General features: G+C 67.2%; 19 protein-coding genes. 9 read left to right on the plus strand and 10 right to left on the minus strand.

Going from position 1 to position 26340, the window contains the following annotated elements; all coding sequences use genetic code 11:
* The first annotated feature begins 1 nt into the window (after position 1).
* The 8 genes from LF41_RS01005 (at position 2) to pilH (ending at position 9506) form a co-directional block, all read left to right on the plus strand.
* A complete protein-coding gene (locus LF41_RS01005; RefSeq protein WP_036164545.1) occupies positions 2–919 on the plus strand; it encodes a GNAT family N-acetyltransferase in 918 nt (305 codons plus the stop codon).
* Between the two features lie 125 nt (positions 920–1044).
* Positions 1045–3894 (plus strand): 2-oxoglutarate dehydrogenase E1 component, encoded by a 2850-nt coding sequence (locus LF41_RS01010; protein WP_036164548.1) that lies wholly within the window; start codon positions 1045–1047, stop codon positions 3892–3894.
* Positions 3895–3930: 36 nt separating this feature from the next.
* Positions 3931–5136, plus strand: a complete 1206-nt coding sequence (sucB, locus tag LF41_RS01015; protein ID WP_036164550.1) for a dihydrolipoyllysine-residue succinyltransferase — start codon at positions 3931–3933, stop codon at positions 5134–5136.
* A 4-nt stretch (positions 5137–5140) separates the two neighbouring features.
* The gene (gene lpdA, locus LF41_RS01020; protein ID WP_036164553.1) at positions 5141–6568 is read left to right on the plus strand and encodes a dihydrolipoyl dehydrogenase; all 1428 of its coding nucleotides are present in this window, start codon (positions 5141–5143) and stop codon (positions 6566–6568) included.
* 19 nt (positions 6569–6587) lie between these two features.
* Complete coding sequence (locus LF41_RS01025) at positions 6588–7448, plus strand: class I SAM-dependent methyltransferase (RefSeq protein WP_036164555.1); 861 nt, start codon at positions 6588–6590, stop codon at positions 7446–7448.
* A complete protein-coding gene (locus LF41_RS01030) occupies positions 7445–8038 on the plus strand; it encodes an LOG family protein (protein ID WP_036164559.1) in 594 nt (197 codons plus the stop codon). Before LF41_RS01025 ends, LF41_RS01030 begins: the two co-directional genes overlap by 4 nt.
* The gene (locus tag LF41_RS01035; protein ID WP_036164562.1) at positions 8038–9033 is read left to right on the plus strand and encodes a YhdH/YhfP family quinone oxidoreductase; all 996 of its coding nucleotides are present in this window, start codon (positions 8038–8040) and stop codon (positions 9031–9033) included. Before LF41_RS01030 ends, LF41_RS01035 begins: the two co-directional genes overlap by 1 nt.
* A 74-nt stretch (positions 9034–9107) precedes the next feature.
* Positions 9108–9506: a twitching motility response regulator PilH gene (gene pilH, locus LF41_RS01040; RefSeq protein WP_036164566.1), complete on the plus strand. Its 399-nt coding sequence runs from the start codon at positions 9108–9110 to the stop codon at positions 9504–9506.
* A gap of 41 nt (positions 9507–9547) precedes the next feature.
* Here pilH and LF41_RS01045 read toward each other — a convergent pair whose 3' ends face one another.
* The 6 genes from LF41_RS01045 to LF41_RS01070 form a co-directional block, all read right to left on the minus strand.
* Positions 9548–10258, minus strand: coding sequence for a DUF3011 domain-containing protein (locus LF41_RS01045; protein WP_084073201.1), 711 nt, complete (start codon positions 10256–10258; stop codon positions 9548–9550).
* An 80-nt stretch (positions 10259–10338) separates the two neighbouring features.
* The gene (epmA, locus tag LF41_RS01050) at positions 10339–11289 is read right to left on the minus strand and encodes an EF-P lysine aminoacylase EpmA (protein ID WP_036164569.1); all 951 of its coding nucleotides are present in this window, start codon (positions 11287–11289) and stop codon (positions 10339–10341) included.
* 8 nt (positions 11290–11297) lie between these two features.
* Entirely contained in the window at positions 11298–13388 is a 2091-nt protein-coding gene (gene ligA, locus LF41_RS01055; RefSeq protein WP_036164571.1) for an NAD-dependent DNA ligase LigA, read from the minus strand.
* Complete coding sequence (gene zipA / locus LF41_RS01060) at positions 13388–14113, minus strand: cell division protein ZipA (protein WP_036164573.1); 726 nt, start codon at positions 14111–14113, stop codon at positions 13388–13390. Before zipA ends, ligA begins: the two co-directional genes overlap by 1 nt.
* 17 nt (positions 14114–14130) lie before the next feature.
* Positions 14131–17634: a chromosome segregation protein SMC gene (gene smc, locus LF41_RS01065; protein ID WP_036165598.1), complete on the minus strand. Its 3504-nt coding sequence runs from the start codon at positions 17632–17634 to the stop codon at positions 14131–14133.
* 183 nt (positions 17635–17817) lie between these two features.
* Positions 17818–18909, minus strand: a complete 1092-nt coding sequence (locus LF41_RS01070) for an ABC transporter ATP-binding protein (protein WP_036164576.1) — start codon at positions 18907–18909, stop codon at positions 17818–17820.
* A gap of 83 nt (positions 18910–18992) precedes the next feature.
* On the opposite strand from LF41_RS01070, the gene LF41_RS01075 reads away from it, so the two are divergent.
* A complete protein-coding gene (locus LF41_RS01075; protein WP_036165600.1) occupies positions 18993–20360 on the plus strand; it encodes a GH1 family beta-glucosidase in 1368 nt (455 codons plus the stop codon).
* On the opposite strand, the gene LF41_RS01080 is transcribed toward LF41_RS01075, so the two are convergent.
* From LF41_RS01080 to LF41_RS01095, 4 genes are read right to left on the minus strand one after another with little or no spacing between them, the layout of a single operon-like run.
* Positions 20354–23338, minus strand: coding sequence for a discoidin domain-containing protein (locus tag LF41_RS01080; RefSeq protein WP_425599458.1), 2985 nt, complete (start codon positions 23336–23338; stop codon positions 20354–20356). The two genes, LF41_RS01075 and LF41_RS01080, sit on opposite strands and share 7 nt — an antisense overlap.
* Complete coding sequence (locus LF41_RS01085; RefSeq protein ID WP_036164579.1) at positions 23335–24168, minus strand: carbohydrate ABC transporter permease; 834 nt, start codon at positions 24166–24168, stop codon at positions 23335–23337. The genes LF41_RS01080 and LF41_RS01085 overlap by 4 nt, the downstream gene beginning before the upstream one ends.
* Entirely contained in the window at positions 24165–25043 is an 879-nt protein-coding gene (locus tag LF41_RS01090; RefSeq protein ID WP_036164583.1) for a carbohydrate ABC transporter permease, read from the minus strand. The genes LF41_RS01085 and LF41_RS01090 overlap by 4 nt, the downstream gene beginning before the upstream one ends.
* Complete coding sequence (locus LF41_RS01095; RefSeq protein WP_052116014.1) at positions 25040–26338, minus strand: sugar ABC transporter substrate-binding protein; 1299 nt, start codon at positions 26336–26338, stop codon at positions 25040–25042. The genes LF41_RS01090 and LF41_RS01095 overlap by 4 nt, the downstream gene beginning before the upstream one ends.
* Positions 26339–26340 lie beyond the last annotated feature (2 nt).

The following is a 26340-nucleotide window of genomic DNA, read 5'->3' on the forward strand; positions in this document are numbered from 1 at the left end:
CATGGACAGCGACCCCAGCCAACCGTTCCGCATCGAGGCCGTCGATTACGCGGCCGCGCTCAACCAGCTGCGCGCCGTGCGCGAGATCGTGTTCGTCGAGGAGCAGCAGGTTCCGCTCGAACTCGAATGGGACGAACTCGACCCCAATTGCGTGCACGTGCTCGCCCGCGCCCTCGATGGCACGCCCATCGGTACCGGCCGCCTGACACCCGAACACAAGATCGGGCGCATGGCGGTGTTGCGTGAATGGCGCGGGAAAGGCGTGGGCGACGCGATGCTGCTGGCGCTGATCGAACAGGCGCGGCAACGCGGCTGGCGCGAAGTCTCGCTGCACGCACAGAGCTCGGCCATCGCGTTCTACCTGCGCCATGGTTTCCAGCCCTACGGCGAGCGCTTCTGGGAAGCCGGCATCGAGCACCAGTCGATGCGGCGCGTGCTCGGCGGGCCGGCGTCCATCGACCATCGCGACACTGCGATCGAGACCATCGTCGACATCGTGGGCGACGCGCGCCGCCACCTGTTCCTGTACACCCGCGACCTCGACCCCGGCCTGTTCGACGCGCCGCCCGTGATGGAGGCGCTGCGCAGGTTCGGCACCGCCGGCCGCGGCAACGAAATGCGCGTGCTGCTGCAGGATGCCGCCGCGCCGCAGCGGGGCCATGCGCCGTTGCTCGCGCTCGCCCAGCGCCTGCCGAGCGTCTTCCTGTTCCGCGAGGTCGACGACCCCGTGGACAAGGCCTACCCCTCCGCCTACCTGGCCAACGATCTCGGGGCTTACTACTTCCGCACCCTCGGCCACCGCTTCGACGGCGAGGCCGACCTCCACGCCCCGGGCCGCGCCCGGCAGTTGCGAGGGGCCTTCATGCCGGTGTGGGAACGCGCACGCCCGGTCTCGGAGTACCGCGCACTGGGCATCTGACCCGCGCCCGCCCATTCACTTGGGTGCAAGGCTCTGATTCGCGGGGCTATAATTCCGGTCCTTTCGCGCCCCGTTTGGCTCGGCGCGTTCCGCATGCCCCCATCGAAGAGCTTCCCGACCTCATAGTGGACAGTCTCCTGAAGCAGTTTGCGCAGTCCTCCCAACTCGGCGCCAATGCCGCCTACCTCGAGGACCTGTACGAGCAATACCTGGTCGCCCCCGAGTCCGTCGGGCCGCAATGGAAGGCGTATTTCGACGGCCTGAAGGGCCGCGAAGCCGGCGACGTCCCCCACAGCGTGGTCATGGAACAGGTCGCCGACGCGGGCCGCCGCGCCGCGCGCGGCCTGCTCGATGCGCCGGCCGCCGGCGGCGGTGATGCCCGCGAGCGTTCGGTCGGTCGCCTCATCACGGCGTTCCGTTCGCGCGGGCACCTGCAGGCCAACCTCGATCCGCTCGGCATGGCCATCAAGCCGGACGCGCCGGACCTGGCGCTGGGCTTCCACCACCTGAGCGAAGGCGACCTCGACGGCGAGTTCTCCACCGGCGGCGTGGCGGGCAAGCACCGCATGAAATTGCGCGAGCTCTTCGCGCTGCTGAAGTCCACCTACACCGGCGCCATCGGCGCCGAGTTCATGCACATCACCGACGTCGAACAACGTCGCTGGATGCAGGAACGCCTGGAATCCGCCGGCGGCAACTATGGCCGCACGCCGGAACAGAAGGCCCGCATCCTCGAGCGCCTCACGGCCGCCGAGGGCCTGGAACGTTACCTGCACACCAAGTACGTCGGCCAAAAGCGCTTCTCTCTGGAAGGCGGCGACGCCCTCATCCCGATGCTCGACGTGATCATCCGCCGCGGCGGCGAGAACGGCGTGCGCGAAGTCGTGATGGGCATGGCGCACCGCGGCCGCTTGAACGTGCTGGTCAACACGCTCGGCAAGCCGCCGCGCAAGTTGTTCGACGAGTTCGAAGGCAAGTTCGAACACCACGACAACGACCTGGCGCACAGCGGCGACGTGAAGTACCACATGGGCTTCTCGGCCGACGTGTCGACGTCCGGCGGTCCGGTGCACCTCGCGCTGGCCTTCAACCCCTCGCACCTGGAAATCGTCGACCCCGTGGTCGTCGGCTCGGTGCGCTCGCGCCAGCTGCGCCGCAAGGACAACGAACGCAAGGTCGTCCTGCCGATCCTGATGCACGGCGACGCCGCATTCGCGGGCCAGGGCGTGGTGATGGAACTGTTCCAGATGTCGCAGGCGCGCGGCTTCGCCGTCGGCGGCACGGTGCACATCGTCATCAACAACCAGGTCGGTTTCACCACCAGCGCCGCGGAAGACGCGCGTTCGACGCTGTACTGCACGGACGTGGCCAAGATGGTCGGCGCGCCGGTGCTGCACGTGAACGGCGACGACCCCGAGGCGGTGGCCTTCGTCGCCGAACTCGCGTTCGACTTCCGCCAGCGCTTCGCGAAGGACGTCGTCGTCGACCTCGTCTGCTATCGCCGCCACGGCCACAACGAAGCCGACGAACCGGCGGCCACGCAGCCGCTGATGTACCAGAAGATCCGCGCGATGCAGACCACGCGCGAGCTGTACGCGGCGAAGCTCGACGCCGCCGGCGACATCAAGGCCGATGCCTCGAAGGCGTTGGTCGATGCCTACCGCGCCAAGCTCGACGCCGGCGACGTCACGACGGAAGTCGTCGCGGTCAACGGCGACGAATTCGCCGTTGACTGGTCGCGCTTCCTCAAGGGCAAGCTCACCGACGCCGTCGACACGACGGTGCCGCGCAAACAGCTCGACGCGTTGGCCAGGCAGATCAACACGATCCCCGACTCCGTCAAGCTGCATCCGCGCGTGGCGAAGATCTACGACGACCGCCGCAAGATGGCGGCTGGCGAACAAGCGGGCGACTGGGGCTTCGCGGAAAACCTCGCGTACGCCACGTTGCTGACGGAAGGCAACAAGCTGCGCCTCGTGGGCCAGGATTGCGGCCGCGGCACGTTCTTCCACCGCCACGCGATCCTGCACGACCAGAACACCGACGCGTACTACCTGCCGCTGCGCGAGCTCGTGCAGGAAAAGCAGGACGTCACGATCATCGACTCGCTGCTCAGCGAAGAAGCGGTGATGGCGTTCGAATACGGCTACGCCACCGCCGATCCCGTCACGCTCGACATCTGGGAAGCGCAGTTCGGCGACTTCGCCAACGGCGCACAGGTCGTGATCGACCAGTTCCTGTCGTCGGGCGAAGCCAAGTGGGGTCGCCTGTGCGGCCTGGCGCTGTTCCTGCCGCACGGTTACGAAGGCCAGGGCCCCGAGCACAGCTCCGCGCGCCTGGAGCGCTTCCTGCAACTGTGCGCGCTCGACAACATGCTCGTCTGCACGCCGACGACGCCGGCGCAGGCCTTCCACATGATCCGCCGCCAGCAGCGAATGGACACGCGCAAGCCGCTCGTGGTCATGACGCCGAAGTCGCTCCTGCGCCACAAGCTCGCGGTCTCCACGCTCGACGAGCTGTCCAACGGCACGTTCCAGACGCTGATCCCGGCGAGCAACGTCTCGACGAAGGCCGCGGACCTGAAGAAGGTCAAGCGCGTCGTCGTCTGCGGCGGCAAGGTCTACTACGACCTGCTGGAAGAAGCGCAGAAGCGCGAGGTCAAGGACGTCGCCATCGTGCGCGTCGAGCAGTTGTATCCGTTCCCGCGCAACGAACTCGTTGCGGAACTGCAGCGTTTCCCCGCCGCCACGGAAGTGGTGTGGTGCCAGGAAGAGCCGCAGAACCAGGGCGCGTGGTACCAGATCCAGCATCACCTGCGCTTCTGCCTGCAGGGCAAGCAGTCGCTCAGCTACGTCGGCCGCGCGCGCTCGCCTTCGCCCGCCGCGGGCCACCTTGCCGAACACGTCGCCGAGCAGACCGCGCTCGTCGCCGATGCACTGGTCAATCCGGTGCATGGCGACGCCTGCCCGGAATGATCGACCGCAACCAACATCGCACCCAGGACGCCTGATATGGCCATCGAAGTCAAAGTTCCGGTCCTTCCCGAATCCGTGTCCGACGCCACCATCGCCAGCTGGCACAAGAAGGCCGGCGACGCGGTGAAGCGCGACGAAAACCTCCTGGACCTGGAGACCGACAAGGTCGTCCTCGAAGTCCCCTCGCCCGTCGACGGCGTGTTGAAGGAAATCAAGTTCGAAGAAGGCGCGACGGTGACCTCGCAGCAGGTCATCGCCGTGATCGAGGAAGGCGCCGTCGCCGCCGCACCGGCGAAGGCCGAAGCGCCCAAGGCCGAGGCCCCGAAGGCCGAAGCACCGAAGGCCGCCGCCCCGACCGCCGCGCCGTCCAAGGCGGCGCCGGCCTCCGCTTCGGGTGGCGAACTCCCGCCGGGCGCGCGCTTCACCGCCGCCTCCGAAGGCATCGACGCCTCGCAGGTCGCCGGCACCGGCCGCCGCGGCGCGGTGACGAAGGAAGACCTCGTCAACTACGCCAAGGCCGGTGGTGCGGTCGCCGCTTCGGCCCGCCCGGAACAGCGCGTGCCGATGACGCGCATGCGCGCGCGCATCGCCGAGCGCCTGATGCAGTCGAAGAACTCCATCGCCATGCTGACGTCCTTCAACGAGGTCAACCTCGCGAAGGTCATGCAGATGCGGAAGGACCTGGGCGAGTCGTTCGAGAAGGCCAACGGCATCAAGCTGGGTTTCATGAGCTTCTTCGCCAAGGCCGCCGCCAACGCGCTCGCGCGCCATCCGGCGGTCAACGCGTCGGTCGACGGCAACGACGTGATCTACCACGGCTACGCCGACATCTCGATCGCGGTCTCGACCGACAAGGGCCTGGTCACGCCGGTGCTGCGCAACGTCGAGCGCATGGGCTTCGCCGAAATCGAAGCGGGCATCGCCGCGTACGCCAAGGCGGCGCGCGAAGGCGGCCTGAAGCTCGAAGACCTGCAGGGCGGCACGTTCACGATCACCAACGGCGGCACCTTCGGATCGCTGATGTCCACGCCGATCGTCAACCCGCCGCAGAGCGCGATCCTCGGCATGCACGCCATCAAGGAACGCGCGATCGTCGAGAACGGCGTCGTCGTCGCCGCGCCGATGATGTACATCGCGCTGAGCTACGACCACCGCATCATCGACGGCAAGGACGCGGTGCTCTTCCTGGTCGACATCAAGAACCAGCTCGAAAATCCGCACCGCATGCTGCTGGGGATGTAAGGCAATGGCCACCGAAAACTTCGACGTCATCGTCATCGGCGCCGGCCCGGCCGGTTACCACGCCGCCATCCGCGCCGCGCAGCTGGGCCTGAAGACCGCGTGCATCGACGCCGCGCTCGGCAAGGACGGCAAGCCCGCCCTCGGCGGCACGTGCCTGCGCGTGGGTTGCATTCCGTCCAAGGCGCTGCTCGACAGCTCGCGCCAGTACTGGAACCTCACGCACCTGTTCGGCGAACACGGCATCACCGCTTCGAATCCGGCGATCGACATCGGCACGATGATCGGCCGCAAGGACAAGATCGTGAAGCAGTTCACCGGTGGCATCGCGATGCTGTTCAAGGCGAACAAGGTCACGCCGTACTACGGCTTCGGCCAGTTGCAGCCGGGCAACGTCGTCACGGTGAAGCAGCACGACGGCACCACCGTCGAACTCAAGGGCACGAACGTCGTGCTCGCCGCGGGTTCGGATTCCATCGAGCTGCCGTTCGCGAAGTTCGACGGCAAGACGATCGTCGACAACGTCGGCGCGCTCGATTTCACCGAAGTGCCCAAGCGCCTGGGCGTCATCGGCGCCGGCGTGATCGGCCTGGAACTGGGCTCGGTGTGGAAGCGCCTGGGCGCGGAAGTCACCATCCTCGAAGCGCTGCCGGATTTCCTCGCCGCCGCCGACGCCGAAGTGGCGAAGACCGCCGCGCGCGAATTCAAGAAGCAGGGCCTCGACATCCGCCTCGGCGCGAAGGTGTCGAAGGCCGACGTCAAGAAGAATGAAGTCGTCCTGACCTACACCGACGCCAAGGGCGAGCAGACGATCACCGTCGACAAGCTGCTGGTGTCGGTCGGCCGTCGTGCGGCGACCAAGGGCCTGCTGGCCGATGGCACGGGCGTGAAGCTCGACCAGCGCGGCATGATCGAAGTGGACGAGCACTGCCACACCGGCGTCGACGGCGTGTGGGCCATCGGCGACTGCGTGCGTGGCCCGATGCTTGCGCACAAGGGTTTCGAGGAAGGCATCGCGGTGGCCGAGCTGATCGCGGGCCTGCCGGGCCACGTCAACCTCGACACGATCCCGTGGGTCATCTACACCGAACCCGAGATCGCGTGGGTCGGCAAGACCGAAGAACAGCTGAAGGCCGAAGGCACGCCGTACAAGGCGGGCAGCTTCCCGTTCGCGGCGCTGGGCCGTGCGGTGGCGATGGCCGAACCGGCGGGCTTCGTGAAGGTGATCGCGCATGCGGAGACCGACCGCATCCTCGGCATGCACCTGGTCGGCGTCAACGTGTCGGAACTCGTGCACGAAGGCGTGCTGGCGATGGAGTTCAGCGGCTCGGCCGACGACCTCGCGCGCATCTGCCACGCGCATCCGACGCTGTCGGAAGCCGTGCACGACGCGGCGATGGCCGTTTCGAAGCGGGCGATCCACAAGGCGAACTGAGTTCGCGGGAGGCGTTGCGGTGGTCGATACCAATCCCATCCGCAACGTCTCCGACACCGCGCTGTGGGTCGCCACCTATCGCGCGATGGAGTCCGAGCGTTCCGATGCGCTCTTCAATGATCCGTATGCGCGCCGCCTCGGCGGTGCGCGCGGGCAGGCGATCGTCGAAGCCCTGCCCGATGGGTCGCAAACGAGCTGGCCGCTGGTCGTCCGCACGTGCGTGATGGACGACATCGTGTTGCGCCTCGTGCGCAGCGGTGCCAAGACCGTGCTGAACCTCGCCGCGGGCCTCGACGCGCGTCCTTACCGGCTCGATCTCCCTGCCGACCTGCGCTGGCTGCACGTCGACATGCCGGAGATGGTCGACTACTTCCGCACCGGCATGGCCGGCGAAACGCCGAAGTGCCGGCTGGAATTCATCCCCGCCGACCTGCGCGATGCCGCCACGCGCCGCTCGGTCTTCGCGAAGGCAGCCGAGGAAGGCCCGGTGCTCGCGATCACCGAAGGGCTGCTGATCTACCTGGAAGCCAGTGACGTCGCCGCGCTCGCGCAGGACCTGCACGACATCGCACGCGCGCGCTGGTGGTTGATGGACCTCGCCTCCCCGCGCCTGCTGAAGATCCTCGAGAAGCGCTGGTCGCCGACGTTGAAGAGCGGCAACGCGCCGTTCCGGTTCGGGCCGGCCGACGGCACCGCATTCTTCGCACGCGCCGGCTGGCGCGAAAGCGAATGGCATTCGACGTGGACCGACGCCATGCGATTGAACCGCAAGCCGCGCGGCGCGGCATTCTGGAATTTCCTGCTCAACATCTCGCCGCGCGCGCATCGCGAGGCGAACCTGCGCATGTCGGGCATCGCCTTGCTGGAGGGGAACGGGTGAAGTCGGTCTGCGTGTATTGCGGTTCCAACGCGGGCGCCCGGCCCGAATACGCTTCGAAGGCCACCGAGCTGGGCACGCGCCTGGCGCGCGAGGGGTTGGCGGTCGTCTACGGCGGCGGCAACGTCGGATTGATGGGCATCGTGGCCGACGCCGCGCTCGCCGCCGGCGGCGAGGTGATCGGGGTCATTCCCGAACAACTGGTCGGTTGGGAGGTCGCGCATCGCGGCCTGACGCGGCTGGAGGTCGTCGCCAACATGCATGAACGCAAGGCGCGCATGTTCGACCTGAGCGACGCCTTCGTCGCCCTGCCCGGCGGCTTCGGCACGCTGGATGAAATGTTCGAGATGCTCACCTGGCGCCAGCTGGGCCTCGGCGACAAACCGTGCGCGTTCCTCGACGTCGCCGGCTTCTACGCACCGCTCGCGGCGATGATGGACCGCATGGTCGAGGAACGCTTCCTCCACGCCGACCAGCGCCGCGATCTGTGGCATGGCGACGACCTCGACACGCTCATCGATTGGATGCGTGCGTACGAACCGGCGCATGCTTCGAAATGGCTCGACGAAAAACGCCGCAAGGACCTGCGCTGATGACCGACACGCCCGCGAAGTTCAACGCCTTCCGCATCCACGAGGAGGCCGCCGGCCATCGCAGCGGGATCGAACCGGTGGCCGTCGATGATCTCTCGCCCGGCGAGGTGGTCATTCGCGCTGCGTATTCGTCCGTGAACTACAAGGACGCGCTGGCGGGCACCGGCAAAGGGAAGATCCTGCGCAAGTTCCCGCTCGTGGGCGGGATCGATGTCGCGGGGCACGTGGTGACGTCGGCCGATCCGAATTTCCGCGAAGGCGACGCGGTGCTCGCCACCGGCAGCGGCCTGAGCGAAACGCGCGACGGTGGCTACTCCGAATTCGTGCGCCTCCCCGCGCAATGGACGATCCCATTGCCCGAGGGCCTGTCGCTGCGCGAGAGCATGATCCTCGGCACGGCGGGCTTCACCGCGGCGCTCGCACTGCTGCGCATGGAAGACAACCGGCAGACGCCGGAACTCGGCCCGCTCGCGGTCACGGGCGCGACCGGCGGCGTCGGCTCGCTCGCCGTCGCGATCTTTTCCCGCGCGGGCTACGACGTGCACGCGGTCAGCGGCAAGCCCGATGCCGCGTCCTATCTGCGCGATCTCGGTGCCAGCGAGATCCTCGGCCGCGAATCGCTTTCCACGACGAAGCCGATGGACACCGCGCGCTTCGGCGGCGGCCTGGACAACGTCGGCGGCGCGATGCTCTCCGCCCTGCTCGCGCACACCGCGCCGTACGGCAACGTCGCGACCGCGGGCCTGGCGGCCTCGCACGAACTGCATGCGACCGTGATGCCCTTCATCATCCGCGGCGTGTCGCTGCTGGGCGTGGCCTCGGCCGGCACGGCGCGCGACATCCGCGAGGAAGTCTGGCGGCGCCTGGCGTCGGAGTGGAAACCGGCGACCCTCGATCGCATCTGCACTCGCGAAGTCACGCTGGACGAACTGCCCGTGGTGTTCGACACGATGCTGGCGGGCGCGTCGTTCGGGCGCACGCTGGTCCGCCTGTAATCGAAAACAATGCGCGCGTGGCTTGCCTCGACCGGCAGCCCCGTTAGAATGCGCGGAGAATCCCGGGGACCCCCATGGCTCGCATCCTGATCGTCGACGACTCGCCCTCCCAGTTGATGGGCATTCGCCGCATCGTCGAAAAACTCGGCCACGAGGCGCTGACCGCCGAGGACGGCGCGGCGGGCGTGGAAGCGGCCAAGCGCGAGCTGCCGGACCTGATCCTGATGGACGTGGTGATGCCGAACCTCAACGGGTTCCAGGCCACGCGTTCGATCACGCGCGAGTCCACCACCAAGCACATCCCGATCGTGCTGGTGACGACGAAGGACCAGGACACCGACCGCGTGTGGGGCATGCGCCAGGGCGCCAAGGCGTACATCACCAAGCCTTTCAGCGAGTCCGAACTCGCCGACATGATCCAGCAGATGCTGGGCGGCGAGATGCCGGCTGCGCCCGAGGCGTCGGAAGAGTAAACATTTGCGCGCCTGGATCCCCGCCTTCGCGGGGATGACGATCACCAGACGGTGAATTCCGCGCGGCACCCGCGGCTGACCCACACGCCGCGCTGATCCCAGCCCCAGCTGTGGCCCTGCACGCAGGGCGACTTCGACAATTGCCTGGTCATGCGGGCGCCTTCCCAGACGCCGACTTCGCAACGTCGCTCGCGGCCGCGATCGGATTCGCAGCGCACCTGTTGCGGGCCCAGCTTGGTTTCCGCGACCTTGCCCTCGCCGATCTGGAATTCCGCGCGGCAGCCCTGCGAGACCCACACGCTGTTGCGGTCGTAGCCCCACGTGCTGTGCTGGATGCATTGCGACTTCGACAACTGGCGGATCAACTGCACGCCGCCGATGGTCAGCGCGGGGCAATGCTTGCGCGAGGAGACGTTCTTGGATTCGCACTTCACGAACTGCGGGCCGGGCGCGACGGCGTTCGCATCGCCCAGGCGGAAATCCGCGCGACACCCGGCCTTCACCCAGATCTCGCCTTCGCGCACGCCCCACGTCTCGCCTTCGACGCACGGGCTGCGCGACAACTGGCGCACGAGGCGCGCGCCGCCGCGGACGTCGGCGTCGCACGACACCGGGCGGCCCTTCGCGGATTCGCAGCGCACCACATCGGGCCGGTTGCCGGGATACGGTTCGGCGGTGCGGTATTGCTGCGCCCACGCGGGTGCGACGGCCACAAGGCCGGCGAGCACGACGCGGGAGGCGCTGGTTGGCATCGATGACGTCCTCGATTTCCTGACGCGCACTGTCCCGGATCGCTGAATGCGGGGTCAAGTCAACGGTGGACCGTCGGGCGTCATGCCCGCGCGAAATCGAACGCCAGCACATCGGCGATCCGATCCGTCCCCCGCAGAGCCATCATGAGCCGATCCACGCCCAGCGCAACACCGGCGCACGGCGGCAAACCGCGTTCCAACGCGGCCAGCAACGCCTCGTCGATGGGCGGGACGGACTGCCCGCGCGCTCTGCGCACAGCCTGGTCGCGTTCGAAGCGCGCACGCTGCTCCGATGCGTCGCGCAACTCGTGATACCCGTTGGCGAGTTCGAGCGGACCGAGGAAGACTTCGAAGCGTTCGGCCACCGGCGGATCGTCCGCGCGGATCCGCGCGAGCGCGCATTGTGACGCGGGATAGTCGCGGACGATGTGCACCGTGCCGGCGTCGAACGCAGGCTGCAGGCGGTGGGTGATCAGCAGGTCGAGCCAGTCGTCGCGCGTCAGGCCCGCGGGATCGAGTACGACATCGCCGAGTGCGTTGCGCAACTCCGGCTCGCCCGCAGTGAACGGATCCAGGCCGATGCGTTCGCGGAACAGATCCCGGTACGCGATGTCGACCACGCGCACATCGCGCCCGACCAACGCCAGCGCCGCCCGGATCACATCGACCGTTTCGTTCGCCACCCAACGGTGGTCGCGGCCGACGCGGTACCACTCGAGCATCGTGAATTCCGGGTTGTGCCGTCCGCCGGCTTCGCCGTCGCGGAAGACGCGCCCGAGTTCGTAGCAATCGCCGATGCCTTCGCTGAGCAGGCGCTTGAGCGGGAACTCCGGCGACGTGCGCAGCCAACGCGTGCGCGGTGCGCCGTCGGTACGGCCGGAGAACTCGAGCGAGAACGACGCGATGTTCGCGTCGGTGTTGCCTGCGCGCGAGAGCACCGGCGTTTCGACTTCCAGCACGCCGCGTTCGGCGAAGAAGGCGCGCAACGTCGCGTAGAGGCGTGCGCGCAGGCGGATCGCGTCGTGCGTCATGGCGTGGCTCAGCCGCCCTGCTCCGCGAGGAACGCGGCCAGGCGTGCTTCGTCCCAGACCTCGATCCCGAGTTCCTGGGCCTTCGCGAGCTTGCTGCCCGCGGCTTCGCCGGCGACGACGAAACTCGTCTTCTTCGAGACGCTGCCGGAGACTTTCGCGCCCAATGCTTCCAGCTTCGCGCCGGCTTCGTCGCGCGACATGGATGACAGCCCCCCCGTCAGCACCACCGTCTGCCCCGCGAGCGGGCCATCGGCTGCGCGTTGCGGCGCGCCTTCCGGCCAGTGCACGCCATTGGCGCGCAAGGCGGCGATGACGTCGCGGTTGTGGGCCTCGGCGAAGAAGTGCGCGATGCGCGCGGCGACCACCGGCCCGATGTCCGGGACCTGCCGAAGCGTCTCTTCGTCGGCGGTCAGGATCGGATCCAGTGCGCCGAAATGCCGCGCCAGCGTGCGCGCGGTGCTCTCCCCCACGTCGCGGATGCCCAGTGCGTACAGCACGCGCTCCAGCGTGGTGGTGCGGCTGGCGTCGATCGCGGCGACGAGGTTCTCGGCCCACTTGGTGGCGACCTTGCCGGATCTGACCGTCTCGGGTACCGCGTCGGCGAGTTCGTCGGCGCGCTGCTTCATCGAAACGAAATCCTCGACCGTCAGCCGGTAGAGGTCGGCCACGCTGTGGACCATGTCGAATTCCACCAGCGCGGTGATGAAGCGCTCGCCCAGGCCTTCGATGTCCATCGCGCGGCGCGAGGCGAAGTGGAACAACGCCTGCACGCGTTGCGCCGGGCAGAACAGGCCGCCGGTGCAACGGGCGACGACTTCGTTCTCTTCGCGTTCGACGGCCGAACCGCACACCGGGCATTGCGTCGGCAGCACGTATGCCGGGAATTTCGGGTGGCCCTTGGCATCGAGCGGGCGCTTGTCTTCGACCACGCGCACGACCTCCGGGATGACGTCTCCGGCGCGCCGCACGATCACCGTGTCACCGGCGCGCACGTCCAGGCGCGCGATCTGGTCGGCGTTGTGCAGCGTCGCGCGCGTGACCGTCACGCCGCCCACCTGCACCGGCGTCATCAGCACCCACGGCGTCACCGCGCCCGTGCGGCCGACGTTGACTTCGATGGATTCGACGACCGTCGGCATTTCCTGCGCCGGATACTTGTGCGCGATGGCCCACCGCGGCGCACGCGAAACGAAGCCCATCGCGCGCTGCTGGTCATAGCGGTCGAGTTTGTAGACGACGCCGTCGATGTCGTACGGCAGCGCGTTGCGCTTTTCGCCGATGCGTCGGTAGTACGCGAGCAGGCCCTCGCTCCCGGTGGCGACGTCGACTTCCGCGCTCACGGGCAAGCCCAACTCGCGCAACCACTGCAGCGTGCGGGAATGCGTGGCCGGCAGCGCCGCCCCTTCGACTTCGCCCAACGCATAGGCGTAGAACGCGAGCGGGCGTTGGGCCGTCATGCGCGGGTCGAGTTGGCGCAGCGAGCCGGCCGCGCCGTTGCGCGGGTTGGCGAGCGTCTTCTCGCCGTTCTCGCGCGCCCATTCGTTGTACTTCTCGAACGCGGCTTTCGGCATGTAGACCTCGCCGCGCACTTCGATCACCTTCGGCGCCACGCCGCGCAGGCGCAGCGGCACGCTGCGCACGGTGCGCAGGTTGGCGGTGACGTCTTCACCCGTTGCGCCGTCGCCGCGCGTAGCGCCGCGCACGAAGACGCCGTCCTCGTAGCGCAGGCTGATCGCCAGGCCGTCGAGCTTGGGCTCGACCGAGAAATCGGGCGTGTCGTCGCCGGTTTCCTTCGTGATGCGCGCGACGAATTCGGCGACTTCCTCGCCTTCGAACGCGTTGGCGAGCGAGAGCATCGGCACCGAGTGCTTCACTTCGGCGAATTTGCCCGACGGTGCGGTGCCCACGCGCATGGTCGGCGATTGCGGATCGGCGAATTCGGGGTGGTCGCGTTCGAGCGCTTCGAGCTCGCGCAGCAGCGTGTCGTACTCGGCGTCCGCCAGGGTGGGATCGTCGAGGACGTAGTAGCGGTAATTGGCGTCGTCGAGGAGGCGGCGCAGTTCTTCGACGCGCGCCGCCAGGGATGCGGCCTTCGCCATTACCAGCGCGCCGGCTTCGTCAGCGGCGGCGCTTCGTGTTGGCGATCGTAGCCGCGCAATTCGTCGCGGATGTGGGCGATGCGCTGGCGGCCGAGGGCGTTGCGGGACTCGTCGAGCACGACGCCTTCCAGCAGTTCGGCCATGCGCTGCGCAGTGGGCAGCATCTTTTCCCACGCGTCCAGCGCGGTCATCGGCGCGGGCAGCGTGAGGAAGAAGGCGATCGCCGGGGTTTCGAGTTCCTGGATGGTCGCCATGTCGAAGCTGCCGGGCTTCATGATGTTGGCCACCGAGAAGATCGGGCCGCGCTCGGGGTGGCCTTCGACCAGGCGGTGGAAGATCTGCATGTGGCCGTAGGTCAGGCCGGCCTTTTCGGCGGCGACGACGATGTCCGGCCCGCGCAGCTTCTCGCCCTGGCGTGCGGCGACGTACAGCGTGACGATCTTTTCGAACGACGCATCGCCACGCTTGCCGAGGTCGTTGTGTTCGTTGCGCGCGCCAAGGTCGAGCTCGGATTGCGACGCCGCATCACTGGCGGAGAGCTCATCGGCGATCTGTTCGCCGAGTGTCGGCTCGATGCGTTCGCCGTCGCCGCGGTTGCCGTCGGCGAAGCCGCCGCCGACACGACGCCCCTGCCCCGGCCTGCGGGGACGGCCGAAGAAGTAGATCGCGGCGATCAACACCACGCCGGCGATGGCGATCCCGATGCGCAACAACGTCGAATCCATCGCGAGCTCCCTTGGGGTCAGGCGGCGCCGGCCAGGCGCGCGGCTTCGGCGAGGTCGACGGACACCAGGCGGCTGACGCCCGGTTCGCGCATGGTGACGCCCGAGAGCTGCTGCGCGGCTTCCATCGTCGCCTTGTTGTGGGTGACGAACAGGAACTGTACTGCTTCGCTCATCTCGCTGACCATCGCCGTGAAACGGCCGACGTTGGCTTCGTCGAGCGGCGCGTCCACCTCGTCGAGCAGGCAGAACGGCGCGGGGTTGAGGCGGAAGATCGCGAACACCAACGCCACCGCGGTCATCGCCTTCTCGCCGCCGGAGAGCAGCGAGATGTTCGACACGCGCTTGCCCGGCGGGCGCGCCATGATCGCCACGCCCGTGTCGAGCAGATCTTCGCCGGTGAGTTCGAGGTACGCGTGGCCGCCGCCGAACAGGCGCGGATACAGCTCCTGCACGCCGGAGTTCACGCGGTCGAAGGTGTCCTTGAAACGGCCACGCGTTTCGCGGTCGATCTTGCGGATCGCTTCTTCCAGCGTTTCCAGCGCGGTGCTCAGGTCGGTGTCCTGCGCATCGAGGTATTCCTTGCGCTGCGCGGCCTCGGCGTGTTCCTGGATGGCGGCCAGGTTGACCGGTTCCAGGCGGCGCAGCTTGGCGTCGAAGTCGGTGACGATCTTTTCCCACGCGGCGACTTCGGCGTCGGGCGTCAGCGTGTCGATCACGTCCTGCAAGACGAAGCCGGCCTCGACCACCGCCGCCGACAACTGCTCGGCCTTGATGACGAGGGCCTGCTGATCGAGCTTGCGCTGACCGATCTTCTCGCGCTGCGCGATCGACTGTTCGTCGCGCTGGTGGCGCGTCTGTTCGTTGCCGCGCAGCTCTTCGTCGATGCCTTCGAGCGTCGAGCGCGCTTCGCCCAGCGCCTTCTCGGCGCGGACGCGTTCTTCCAGCGCGGACTGGCGCTCGGCTTCCAGCGCATTGACCGGGGCGTCGCCGTCGGTCAACTGCGCGGCGAGTTCGCCCAGGCGCGAATCCAGCTGCCCGCGCTGGCTGCCCATGCGCTCCAGGGATTGCGCGAGCGCCACGATCTGCGCGCGTTGCGATTCCACCGTCAGCGCGAGCGCATGCGCAGTGTCGCGCGATTCGCGCGCGGCGACGCGGGCGTTGTCGCGCGCTTCGACGAAACGGCGGCGTTCGGCGTCGAGCACCTGGCGCGTCTGTTCGAGGTCGGCCATGCGGCCGACGGCGTCTTCCTGCTTCGAACGCGCGTCGCGGGCCTGTTCGCGGCTCGCGTCGAGCGTTGCGATCAGTTGCGAGAGATCGGCGTCGATGCGTTCGATGCGGTTGCGCGCCGAATCGAGCTTGCCCTGCTGGCTCTGCAGCTGGCCGGCGAGTTCGGAGACGCCGCGATGCGCGAGATACAACGCACGCTGCGCGTCTTCGCGCTGCTGTTCGGCGGACAGAGCCTGGTCGCGCAGGCGCGTCAGCGTTTCGTTGAGCGTGGCTTCGCGCTTCTGGAGGTCTTCGATCTCCGCGCGCAGCGACTGGATTTCCTTCTCGCGCAGCAGCGCACCCTGCTTCGCCGCACCGGAGCGCACGACGCGCACCCAGCCGGCGCCGAGGCGTTCGCCCGCGCGCGTGATGACCGATTCGCCGTCGCCGAGTTGCGGCACGAGGGCGCGCGCATCGGCCAGCGTTTCGGCGCCGTGGAGTTTCGAGAGCAAACGGCGGATGGCGGCCGGGCCCTTCACCTTCGCGGCGAGCGAGGTCGGCGCGACGGGGAAGTCGGCGTTGGTCGGATCGACGAGCGTCAGGCGGCCTTCGCCGAGTTCGCCGAGCGCATCGACGAGGACCTCCGGCGCTTCGACGAGCACGCCTTCGATCAACTGGCCGAGCGCGCCCTCGACGGCGTTTTCCCAACCGGATTCGACCTGCAGCGTTTCGCCCACGCGCGCGGCGCTGTCGAGGCCGCGGGCCTTGAGCCACGCGGTGGCGGCGCCCTGTTCCTGGCCGAGCGCGGCGTGCTGCAGCGTTTCGAGCGACGACAGCCGGCCACGCGCGGCTTGCGCGTTCTTGCGCACGTCGGCGATTTCGCTCTGGGCGCTGCGCTGCTGGTCCTGCAACGCCGTGACGCCGGCCTTGCGTTCTTCGACCTGCGCGGTCAGGCCTTCGAGCGAGGCCTTCTGCGTGTCGTGTTGCTCGCGCAGCGTGGTGAAGGCGTTGGACAGCGCATCGACGTCGAGGCCGGCGCGTTCGGCGGTGAGTTGTTCGCGACGGCGGTCGGCGTCGAGCGTCTGGCGGTCGAGGTGTTCGATCTTCGTGCGTTCGACGTCGCCGGCACGCGCGGCTTCGGACTGCGCCTTGGTGTGCGCGTCCCAACGCTGCTGCCAATCGGCCAGCGCGGTTTCGGCATCCCGCAGGGCGTCCTGGCGCGCGGCGTCGTCTGCGCGCAGGCGTTCGAGTTCGGGTTCGGCTTGCGCGATGGTGTCGCGCAGGCTGGTGAGGCGGGATTCGTCGCCGCTGATGTGCGAGCCCAGTTCGCTGAGCTGGTTCTGCGCTTCGTCGCGGGCGCGCTGCAGGCGCTGGGCCATTTCGCGCTGGTGCGCGATCTGCTGTTCGATTCGCGCCAGCGTGCCGCCGACCTGGTAGACGTTGGCCTGCGCCTTGTTCAGCGCTTCGCTGGCTTCCTCGCGGCGCACGCGATCGGTTTCGATCTTGGCTTCGGCCGCGCGCTGCTCGGCGATGAGCTGCTGCAGGCGGGTTTCTTCGTTGTCGAGCTTTTCCTTCAGCGCCTGCACGCGGGCGTCGAGGCCGCGGTATTCCAGCGCCTTCCACTCGGCGTCCTTGATGCGGCGCTCGCCCTGGATGGCCTGGTACTGCTCGGCCTGGCGGGCCTGGCGGCGCAGGTGTTCGAGTTGCTTGCCGACTTCCTCGCGCAAGTCGTTGAGGCGGTCGAGGTTTTCGCGGGTGTGGCGGATGCGCGTTTCGGTTTCCTTGCGGCGCTCCTTGTACTTCGAGATGCCCGCGGCTTCCTCGAGGTACACGCGCAGTTCTTCCGGGCGCGCCTCGATGATCTGGCTGATCATCCCCTGCTCGATGATCGAGTAGCTGCGCGGGCCCAGGCCCGTGCCGAGGAACAGGTCCGTGATGTCGCGGCGGCGGCACTTGGTGCCGTTGAGCGCGTAGGTGCTCTGCCCGTCGCGGCTGACCGTGCGCTTGACCGAGATCTCGTTGAACGCGGCGTACTCGCCGGTGATCGTGTGGTCGCTGTTGTCGAAGATCAGCTCCACCGTCGCCTGCGACACCGGCTTGCGCGCGGTGCTGCCCGAGAAGATGACGTCGGTGAGCGAATCGCCGCGCAAGCGGCTGGCGGAGCTTTCGCCCATCACCCAGCGCACCGCGTCGATGATGTTCGACTTGCCGCAGCCGTTCGGCCCCACCACGCCGGTCATGTTGGTCGGCAGGTGCAGCGTGGTCGGATCGACGAAGGATTTGAAACCGGAAAGCTTGATCGTGGACAGGCGCATGCGGCGGTCGTTCGGCCCCTGCGGCACATCCCCATGAGGGCCTGTGTCGCTTCAATGAGAAATTCGGTGCGAAGTCACCGCCAAGTCATTGATTGCACAAGCGGCGCACGATGAAAGCATCGCGATTACGCGCGAGTATAACGAGGGTTTTCGCCCCATGGGCGGCCCCGCGTGGCGAATCGCTCAGCCCGTGGGGGCGAGCCGCTCCCCGGTGGCCGCGTCGAACGCGTGCCAGCGGCCCGGGGCGACGGCCAGGCGCAAGGTTTCGCCCGGCGGCGGCAGTGCGCGCGGCGCCATGCGGGTCACCAGCGGCTGCGCGCCGATCCGCACGTTGACCAGGGTTTCGTTGCCGAGGGCTTCGATCATCTCGATGGTCGAATCGAAGCCGGCGCCGCCATCGGCGGGCAGCAGGCTTTCGGGGCGGATGCCGATCGCGATGTCGCGCTGGAGCCACGCCTCGGGCACATCGTGGCCATCGCCGAGCGGCACCTGCTTGCCGTCGCCGAGATCGAGCGCCAGGCCATCGCTGCGCACCAACCTGCCCTGCAGCACGTTCATCGCCGGGCTGCCGAGGAAGGTGGCGACGAAAAGGTTCGCCGGCCGTTCGTACAACGCCATCGGCGTATCGATCTGCTGTACGTGGCCGTCCTTCAGGACGACGATGCGCTGGCCGAGCGTCATCGCTTCGACCTGGTCGTGCGTGACGTAGACCATCGTCGCGCCGACCTGCCGGTGCAGCCGCGCGATTTCCACGCGCATGCCGGCGCGCAGCTTGGCGTCGAGGTTGGACAGCGGTTCGTCGAGCAGGAAGACCTGCGGATGCCGCACGAGCGCACGGCCGAGCGCCACGCGCTGGCGCTGGCCCCCGGAGAGCGCGGCGGGTTTGCGGTCGAGCAGCTTGCCGAGTTCGAGGACGCGCGCCGCTTCGTCGACGCGCGACGCGATCTCCGCCTTGGTCTTGCCGCGCAGCTTCAGGCCGAAGCCGAGGTTCTCCGCGACGCTCATGTGCGGGTACAGCGCGTAGCTCTGGAAGACCATCGCGATGTCGCGGTCTTTCGGGGCGACGTCGTTCACCACCCGCTCGCCGATGCGCAGCGAGCCCGAGGAGATGTCCTCCAGTCCCGCGATCATGCGCAGCAGCGTGGACTTGCCGCAGCCCGAAGGCCCGACGAGCACCAGCAATTCGCCATCGGCGACATCGAAGGTCGCGCCTGCGACACCGACGAACCCGTTGGGGTAGACCTTGCGGACCTGCTCGAGGCTGACCTGGGCCATGGATTCCGGTTCTGCGAAAGGGACGGTGCAATACGCGGGATGTGCGGTTATCCTGCCATGTAACCGTTTACACGAACATGGCCATGACTTCGAACGCCCGTCGCTTCCCCGAAGGCTTCCTCTGGGGCGCCGCCACCGCCGCGCACCAGATCGAAGGTTCCCCCATGGCCGACGGCGCAGGTCCGAGCATCTGGACCCGCTTCGCCCACACGCCGGGCATGACCGTCAACGGCGACACCGGCGACGTGGCGTGCGACCACTACAACCGCATGAAGGACGACGTGGCGCTCATGGCCGAGCTCGGCCTCAAGGCGTATCGCTTCAGCGTCTCGTGGTCCCGCATCCTGCCCGATGGCACGGGCCGCGTGAACCAGAAGGGCCTGGACTTCTACTCGCGCCTGGTCGACGAGCTGTTGGCCAAGGGCATCGAACCCCTGCTCACGCTCTATCACTGGGATCTGCCGGCGGCGCTCGACGACCGCGGCGGCTGGCTCAATCGCGACATCGCGCAGTGGTTCGCCGAATACGGCAGCGTGCTCTATCGCGCGCTCGACGGCCGCGTGAAGAAGTGGGTGACGCTCAACGAACCGTGGGTCGTCACCGACGGCGGTTACCTGCACGGCGCGCTCGCACCGGGCCACCGCAGCAAGTACGAAACGCCGATCGCCACGCACAACCTGATGCGCGCGCACGGCGCCGCGGTGCAGGCCTATCGCGAGATCGGCAAGCACGAGATCGGCCTGGTGGTGAACATCGAGCCGAAGTATCCGAACACGCAGTCGCCCGAAGACCTCGCCGCGACCAAGCGCGCACATGCGTACATGAACGAGCAGTACCTCGACGTCGCGCTGCTCGGCAAATATCCGCCTGAGCTGAAGAACGAAATCTTCGGCGATGCGTGGCCCGAGTGGGCCGACGAGGATTACGCGCTGATCAAGCAGAAGCTCGACTTCATCGGCATCAACTACTACACGCGCAGCGTCACCGAAGCGACCGACAGTTATCCGTTGAAGGCGGGCGCCGTGCGCCAGAAGCTGGGCACGTACACCGAAACCGGCTGGGAAGTGTTCCCGCAGGGTTTGACGGACCTGCTGGTCTGGGCGAAGGACCGGTACGGCAACATCCCCACCTACATCACCGAAAACGGCGCGGCGTTCTTCGACCCCGCCGTCGCCGAGGAAGGCCGCGTGCGCGACCCGCTGCGCATGGGGTATCTGAAGAAGCACCTGACCGCGATCCGCAACGCCATCGACCAGGGCTGCGACATCCGCGGCTACATGGTGTGGTCGCTGCTCGACAACCTCGAATGGTCGCTCGGCTATTCCAAGCGCTTCGGCATCGTGCACGTGAACTACGGCACGCAGGAACGCACGCCGAAGGACAGCGCACGGTGGTATTCGAAGGCGATCCAGACGCACGGCGCCTCGGTCGACGATCCGCTGCCTTATTGAGTCGGGATTTCGAGTCGGGCGGGAACGCGCGTCACGCGCGTTTCCCCCCCGTTCCACGGCAACACCAGCCCGCCCTTCGGTAGCGTGAGTCCGCCCTTGACGTCGAGCACCAGCGTGCCGTCGATCTCGCGCAGTGAATACGACAACGCTCCTCCCGGCGTGCGCAGCCCGTCGATCGCGATGCCCTCGCCTTTCACCCACGCTTCCGGAATGCCGGCCGCGAGCACGATCGATTCGTCCTCGTGCCGCTCGTACGCGAACAAGTCCAGCGCCGAGCGCACGTAATCGCTCGCGACCCACGCGTGCGGCAGATCGCCGACGAAGAACGGTTTGCGCGGTGTGCGCGAGACGACTTCCGCCCACTGGTTCCAGCTGCGCGGTTGTTGGTCGTCGAAGAAAAAGTCCAGCGCCGTCTGCGCGCGCTCACGCCACCCCAGCCGCACGAACGTCCCCACCGTGCGCAACTCGTACGGTGTGTAATCCTTCCACTCGCGCTCGCCCTTGCGGCGCTGTTCGAACTCGCGCCAGTACCGCTCGAATGTGGCATTCAACGCACCAGGGGGCAGGATCGATTGCGCGGCGCCCGGCGCGAGCGCGATGGTCGTCGACGTCGCGTCGAAGTCGCCGAGTTCCGCCGAGCCCGGAATGAAGTCGATCTTCTCCTGCGCCATTGCCGTGCGGATCGAGGCCTGCAGGTCGCCGGAGAACTGATCGCGCGATGCCGCGAATCGTTTCGCGTCCCCGTCCTTTCCGAGCCACTGCGCGATTTCCACCGCATCCTTGTAACCACGCAGCGCCCAGAAGTCGTCCCAGTACGAATGCATCGGCTTGGCCGAATAGCCTTCGTGGCTGATCGACGCCGGCATCAGGCCGTAGAACGCGGGGTTCTTCGCGCGATTTGCGTCGGTGCGCTCGCTCGCCCGCAGCTCGTCCATGTACTGCACGGCGCCGACGACGTGCGGCCACATCGCTTCCAGCAGCTTGCGATCGTGCGTGTAGCGATAGACCTCGGCGACGAGATAGATCAACTCGCCGTGGCTGTCGTTCTCGGGCACCGGATCCGCGCCGCGGTCATCGACGCAGCACGGCACCTTGCCGCTGTCGAACTGGTACGGCGCGTACCAGCGCAGGAACTCCTTCGCGATGTCCTCGCGACCGAGACGCAACAGGCCCTCGCCGATCATCGCGCCGTCGCGGATCCACGCGCGCGAGTACGAACGCGTGCCCGGTTGCAGGCGCGGGCCGACGCGCGAGATCGCCATGTGCGCGAGCGCGGTGCGGATGCTGTTCGCGATGTGTTCGCCTTCCTTCGGGAGCTTGAAGGTCACGCGGTCGAGTTTGTCGTGCCAAGCCTTCGCGGCCTGCGCTTGCAGATCCTGCGCCTCGCCTGCGTCAATCCGCGCCGGGACCGCCTCGGATTCGTAGAGCGGCGAGACCCATGCGACGTCGAGCGACTCGCCCGGTTGCAACGTCGCATCGAAATAAACCGCGCCCTCCGCCAGCCCCGTGGGGTCGTTTGCTCGCAGTGGTTCCTTGTCGAACTCTTTGAGCACGTTCGTTTCTGAGTGGAAAGTCACCACTCCGCCGCGTGAGGCGTTGCGATCGAACGCGACGTGCCGGGAATCGTTCACGACAAGACCCCCAGGATTGACTGCGATGCGATTGATCGGACTCACGCCGCCTGTCGTGTTGAGGAACTGGCTCGGCGGATTCACCTGGAAGGGGCGCGCACGCAGCACCAATGAATACTGCGTGGCCTTTGCGCCCGTATTGGTCAGCCTGTAGCGTGCGACCAGCCGCGGCTGTGGCTTTCCGGTTTCACCGAACGCAGTGACGTCAAGGCGAAAACCGTCGTGGCGCCAATGCACCGAGGGGATCGGCAGGTAGCCGTCGAGCAGGTCTTGCGACGACTGCACGTCGGCCCACGTCGCGCGTCCGTGAGGACCGAGCACTTCGGGTTGGACGCTGAAGGCGCCCTTGCCGACTTCAATGGCGCCATCCTCGCCGATCAGTCCCTGCTCGGTTCCGCCGTCCACACCGACGATCGTCCAGTAGGGCTGCTCGCCAATGAATCCGCGCGGATAGTCGCCACGCGGATTGCGGGACGCGACCGCTTTGACGAAATCGTTGGGCGTCGCCGAGTAGGCGAGCGGCTGCACTTGCAGCCTCGGCGGATTCGCACCGCCACCGCCGAACACGACGCCCTTGTCCACTCGGATGAAACGCGTCTCTGTCTCGGGGAGGGCGATGTGCGTCTGGTTGTTGTGTTCGCCGCCGAACAATCCGAGGGGTGTCCAGGTTTTCCCATCGTTCGACAGGGAAACCTTGGACCACATCAACAGGTCTTCGAAGACCAGGCCGCCGATTTCGCGAACACTTCCGAGGCCGAAAACCCAGCCTTGGTCTCCGTTGCGCATCCGCTTGGTCGTCAACGGCGACTCATCCGGCGGCGGCAACGCTTCGAACGTCAACGCATCGAAGCACGCACTCCCCTTCCCGCCCTCGCCGCTCGCCAGCGTGAATTCGAGCTTGGCGCTGTGGGTGAGTTCCATCTCCTCCGACGGACCCCACGCCTTGGAGATGTGGCGCTTCCTGAAACGCATCTGCGTCCACTGCGAGGGAAACTCGAACTTCGGCTTCGTCGCCCACCAGACGTTGTCGCCGCTGGCCTCGACGAGCTTGAATTGGAGGTCGTTCCTGGGGCCGTCGCCGCGCAGCTTGAAATCGAAGGCGTAGTTCGACGGGTAGTCGAGCGCCACGTCGCGCTGCAGGCCGACGTAGCCGGAGACGCCGTGGAAGTCGTAGTCCAGGCACAGGGCGTCGTCGAACTTTCGAAGGACGCCGGTGACCTGGTCGGATTGGATGATCTTCCAGTGCGTGGGGTCTTCGAAGTCGTCCACCTTCCGTGGCTCCGCGCTTTCGCGGGAATGACACGAGAGGGAGACGAACATCAACGCAGACAACCACCACTTCGTCATCCCTTCACGCTCCCGACCAGCAGGCCCTGCAGGTAGTAACGCTGCAGGACCAGGAACAGCAACAGGACCGGGATCACCGTGACCACGGCGCCGGCCATCATCAATTCGTTGTCCTGCACGTGTTCGCGCGAGAGCGTGGCCAGCGCGACCGGCAGGGTCTGCATCGATTGGTCGCCCAGCACGATCAGCGGCCACATGAAGTCGTTCCACGCCCCGAGGAACGCGAAGATCGCCAGCGTCACGAGGATGGGTTTCAGCGCAGGCAGCACGATCTGGAAGAAAATGCGCAGCTCCCCTGCCCCGTCGATGCGCGCGGCTTCCAGCAATTCATCGGGGATCGACCGCGCGTACTGGCGCACGAGGAAGATGCCGAAGATGCTCGCCAGGCCCGTCGCCATCGCGCCGAAGTAGGTGTTCACCAGCCCCATCTGCTTGAGCAGCAGGAACAGCGGCATCATCGCGACCTGCGCCGGAATCACCAGCGCGGCGAGCAGCGCGCGGAACGTGCGCTCGCGGCCCTTGAAGCGCAGTTTCGCGAACGCGTAACCGGCCAGCGTGTTGAGCAGCACCGAGATCAGCGTGACGCCCGTGGCGATGATCAGGCTGTTGGCGAAGTACCGCCCCATGCCCGCGCGCAGGAACAGTTCGGAATAATTGTGCAGCGTCGGCTTGTCCGGCCACCACGGCGGCGGGAAATGACTCGCCTCGCCCGGTTGCATGAAGGACACGAGCACCATCCACACGATCGGCGCGAGCGCGATCGCCGCGACGGCCAGCAGCGCCGCGTGCACGAGCACCGACGACACGACCCGTTGCCGCACGACGCTCATTCGGCCCCCTTGCGGCGCGCGAACCACAACAGGCCCGACGTCGTCGCCGTCATCAGCACGAACAGCATGAACGCGACCGCCGATGCGTTGCCGAGGTTCCACCACTTGAAGCCCTCGTCGTACATCAGGTAAAGCACGCTCACCGTGCTTTGCAACGGGCCGCCGAGCGTCATGACGTAGGGCTCGGCGAACAACTGGAAGTAGCCGGCCATCGTCAGGATCGACACCAGCAGCATCACCGGCCCGAGCATCGGCAACGTCACGTGCAGGAACTGCCGCCACCATGTCGCGCCGTCGATGCGCGCGGCTTCGTACAGGTCTTCCGGGATCGCCTGCAAACCCGCGAGGAAGATGATCATGTTGTAGCCGAAATTCTTCCACACGGCGAACAGGATGATCGTCGGCATGGACCAATGCGGATCGCCGAGCCAGTCGATCGGGTCGATGCCCACGTGCGCGAGCAGCCAGTTCATCACGCCGTAGCGCGTGTGGAACAGGTAGCGCCAGATCACCGCGACGGCGACGACGGTCGTCACCACGGGCGCGAACAGCGACGTGCGGAAGAACGGCTTGAACCGCACGAGCTTGGAATGCAGCAGCAAGGCCGCGCCGAGCGAGGCGACGATCGACAACGGCACGCCCGCGACCACGAAGTACAGGGTGTTGCCCAGCGCCTTCCAGAACAGCGGGTTCCCGAGCAGGCCGATGTAATTGTCGAGGCCGACGAAGCGCAGGTTGCGCAGGTCGGCGAGCGCGTAGATGTCGAAGTCGGTCAGCGACAACGCGAATGCCGCCAGCACCGGGAATGCGAAGAACAACGCGATCACCGACAACGCCGGCGCGGCGAACGCCCAGCCTGCTAGCGACGGCTTCATTGCGCCCCGCCCTGCATCGCGGGGTGGTCGAGCATCCAGCGGCGCTTTTCCAGAATGCGGTCGGCGCGGCGATCCATCTCCGCCGCGGCTTCGTCGACCGTCAACCGATCATTCGCAACCAGTTCGCCCACGAAGCGCATTTCCTGCGCGATGCGTTCCCATTCCGGCACCTTCGGCGTGGACACCGCGCGCTCGAGCTGGTTGCGGAAGGCCTGGATGTAGGGATCGTTCGCCAACGCGGGCGCGGACCACGGCGCGCGACGCGGCGGCGGATTGCCGGTGATCGCATGCAGCCGGATCTGTTGGGCGGGCTCGGACAACCATGCGATCAATTGCCACGCGGCTTCTTTCTTCTTCGATTGTTTGAACAACACGAAGCTCGTGCCGCCGGCGACCGATGCACCCGGCCCATTCGGACCCGGCAACGGCATCGTGCCCCACGTGTCGGCGACGTCCGCCGGCAGGCGCTTCCGGAATTCGGCGATGTTCCAGGGGCCGTTGACGTAGTAGCTGAAGTAGCCGCGGCCGAGTTCCTGCCACACGTTGGAGATGCGCGTGTTGTCCACGCGCGGGGCGAGGCCTTCGTCGAAGGTCTCCTTGTAGAACCGCAAAGTGCGCTTGAAGCCGTCGCTGCGGAAATTCCCGTGGCGCCCGCCGTCGCGCAGCAGCGGATCGGGTTGCTGCACGGCCAGGTTGAGCATCGGCTCGTACTCATTGAGCGGGAACAGGATTGCGTAGCGATCCGGGCCGACGTGCTGCTTGACCTTGCGCATCGCGACGCGCCATTCCGCCCAGTTCTGCGGCAGGTCCTTGACGCCCGCGGCGGCGACGATGTCCTTGCGATAAAACGGCAGGCGCGTTTCGACATACCACGGCACCGCGAGGGTCTTGCCGTCGATGACGCCGGTGTCCCACGCACCCGGGAAATAATCGGAGACGACGATGCCGGGCGTGCGTGCGATCCACGGATCGAGCGGTTCGAGCGCGCCGAGCGTGGCGAATTCGGCGATCCACGTGTTGCCGAGCGGGCTGACGTCCGGCAACGCGTCGCCGGCGAAGGCGGTCAGCAACTTTTCGTGCGCGGCCGTGACCGGCAATTGCTGCAACTGCACCTTGATGCCGGGGTGCGTGCGTTCGAAGTCGGGCAACATCTGGGCGACCATGTCGCCCTCGTAGCCCATGACCCAGAAGCGGATGGTGGTGGTCTTGCCGTCTTCGGTGGGCGTGCGCGAACACGAAACGAGCATCGCCACGCACGCGAGCGCCACACAGGCCAACGTGCGCAGCGGATTCATCG

Origin of the sequence: Lysobacter dokdonensis DS-58 (genome assembly GCF_000770795.1) — a bacterium.
Taxonomy (GTDB): domain Bacteria; phylum Pseudomonadota; class Gammaproteobacteria; order Xanthomonadales; family Xanthomonadaceae; genus Noviluteimonas; species Noviluteimonas dokdonensis.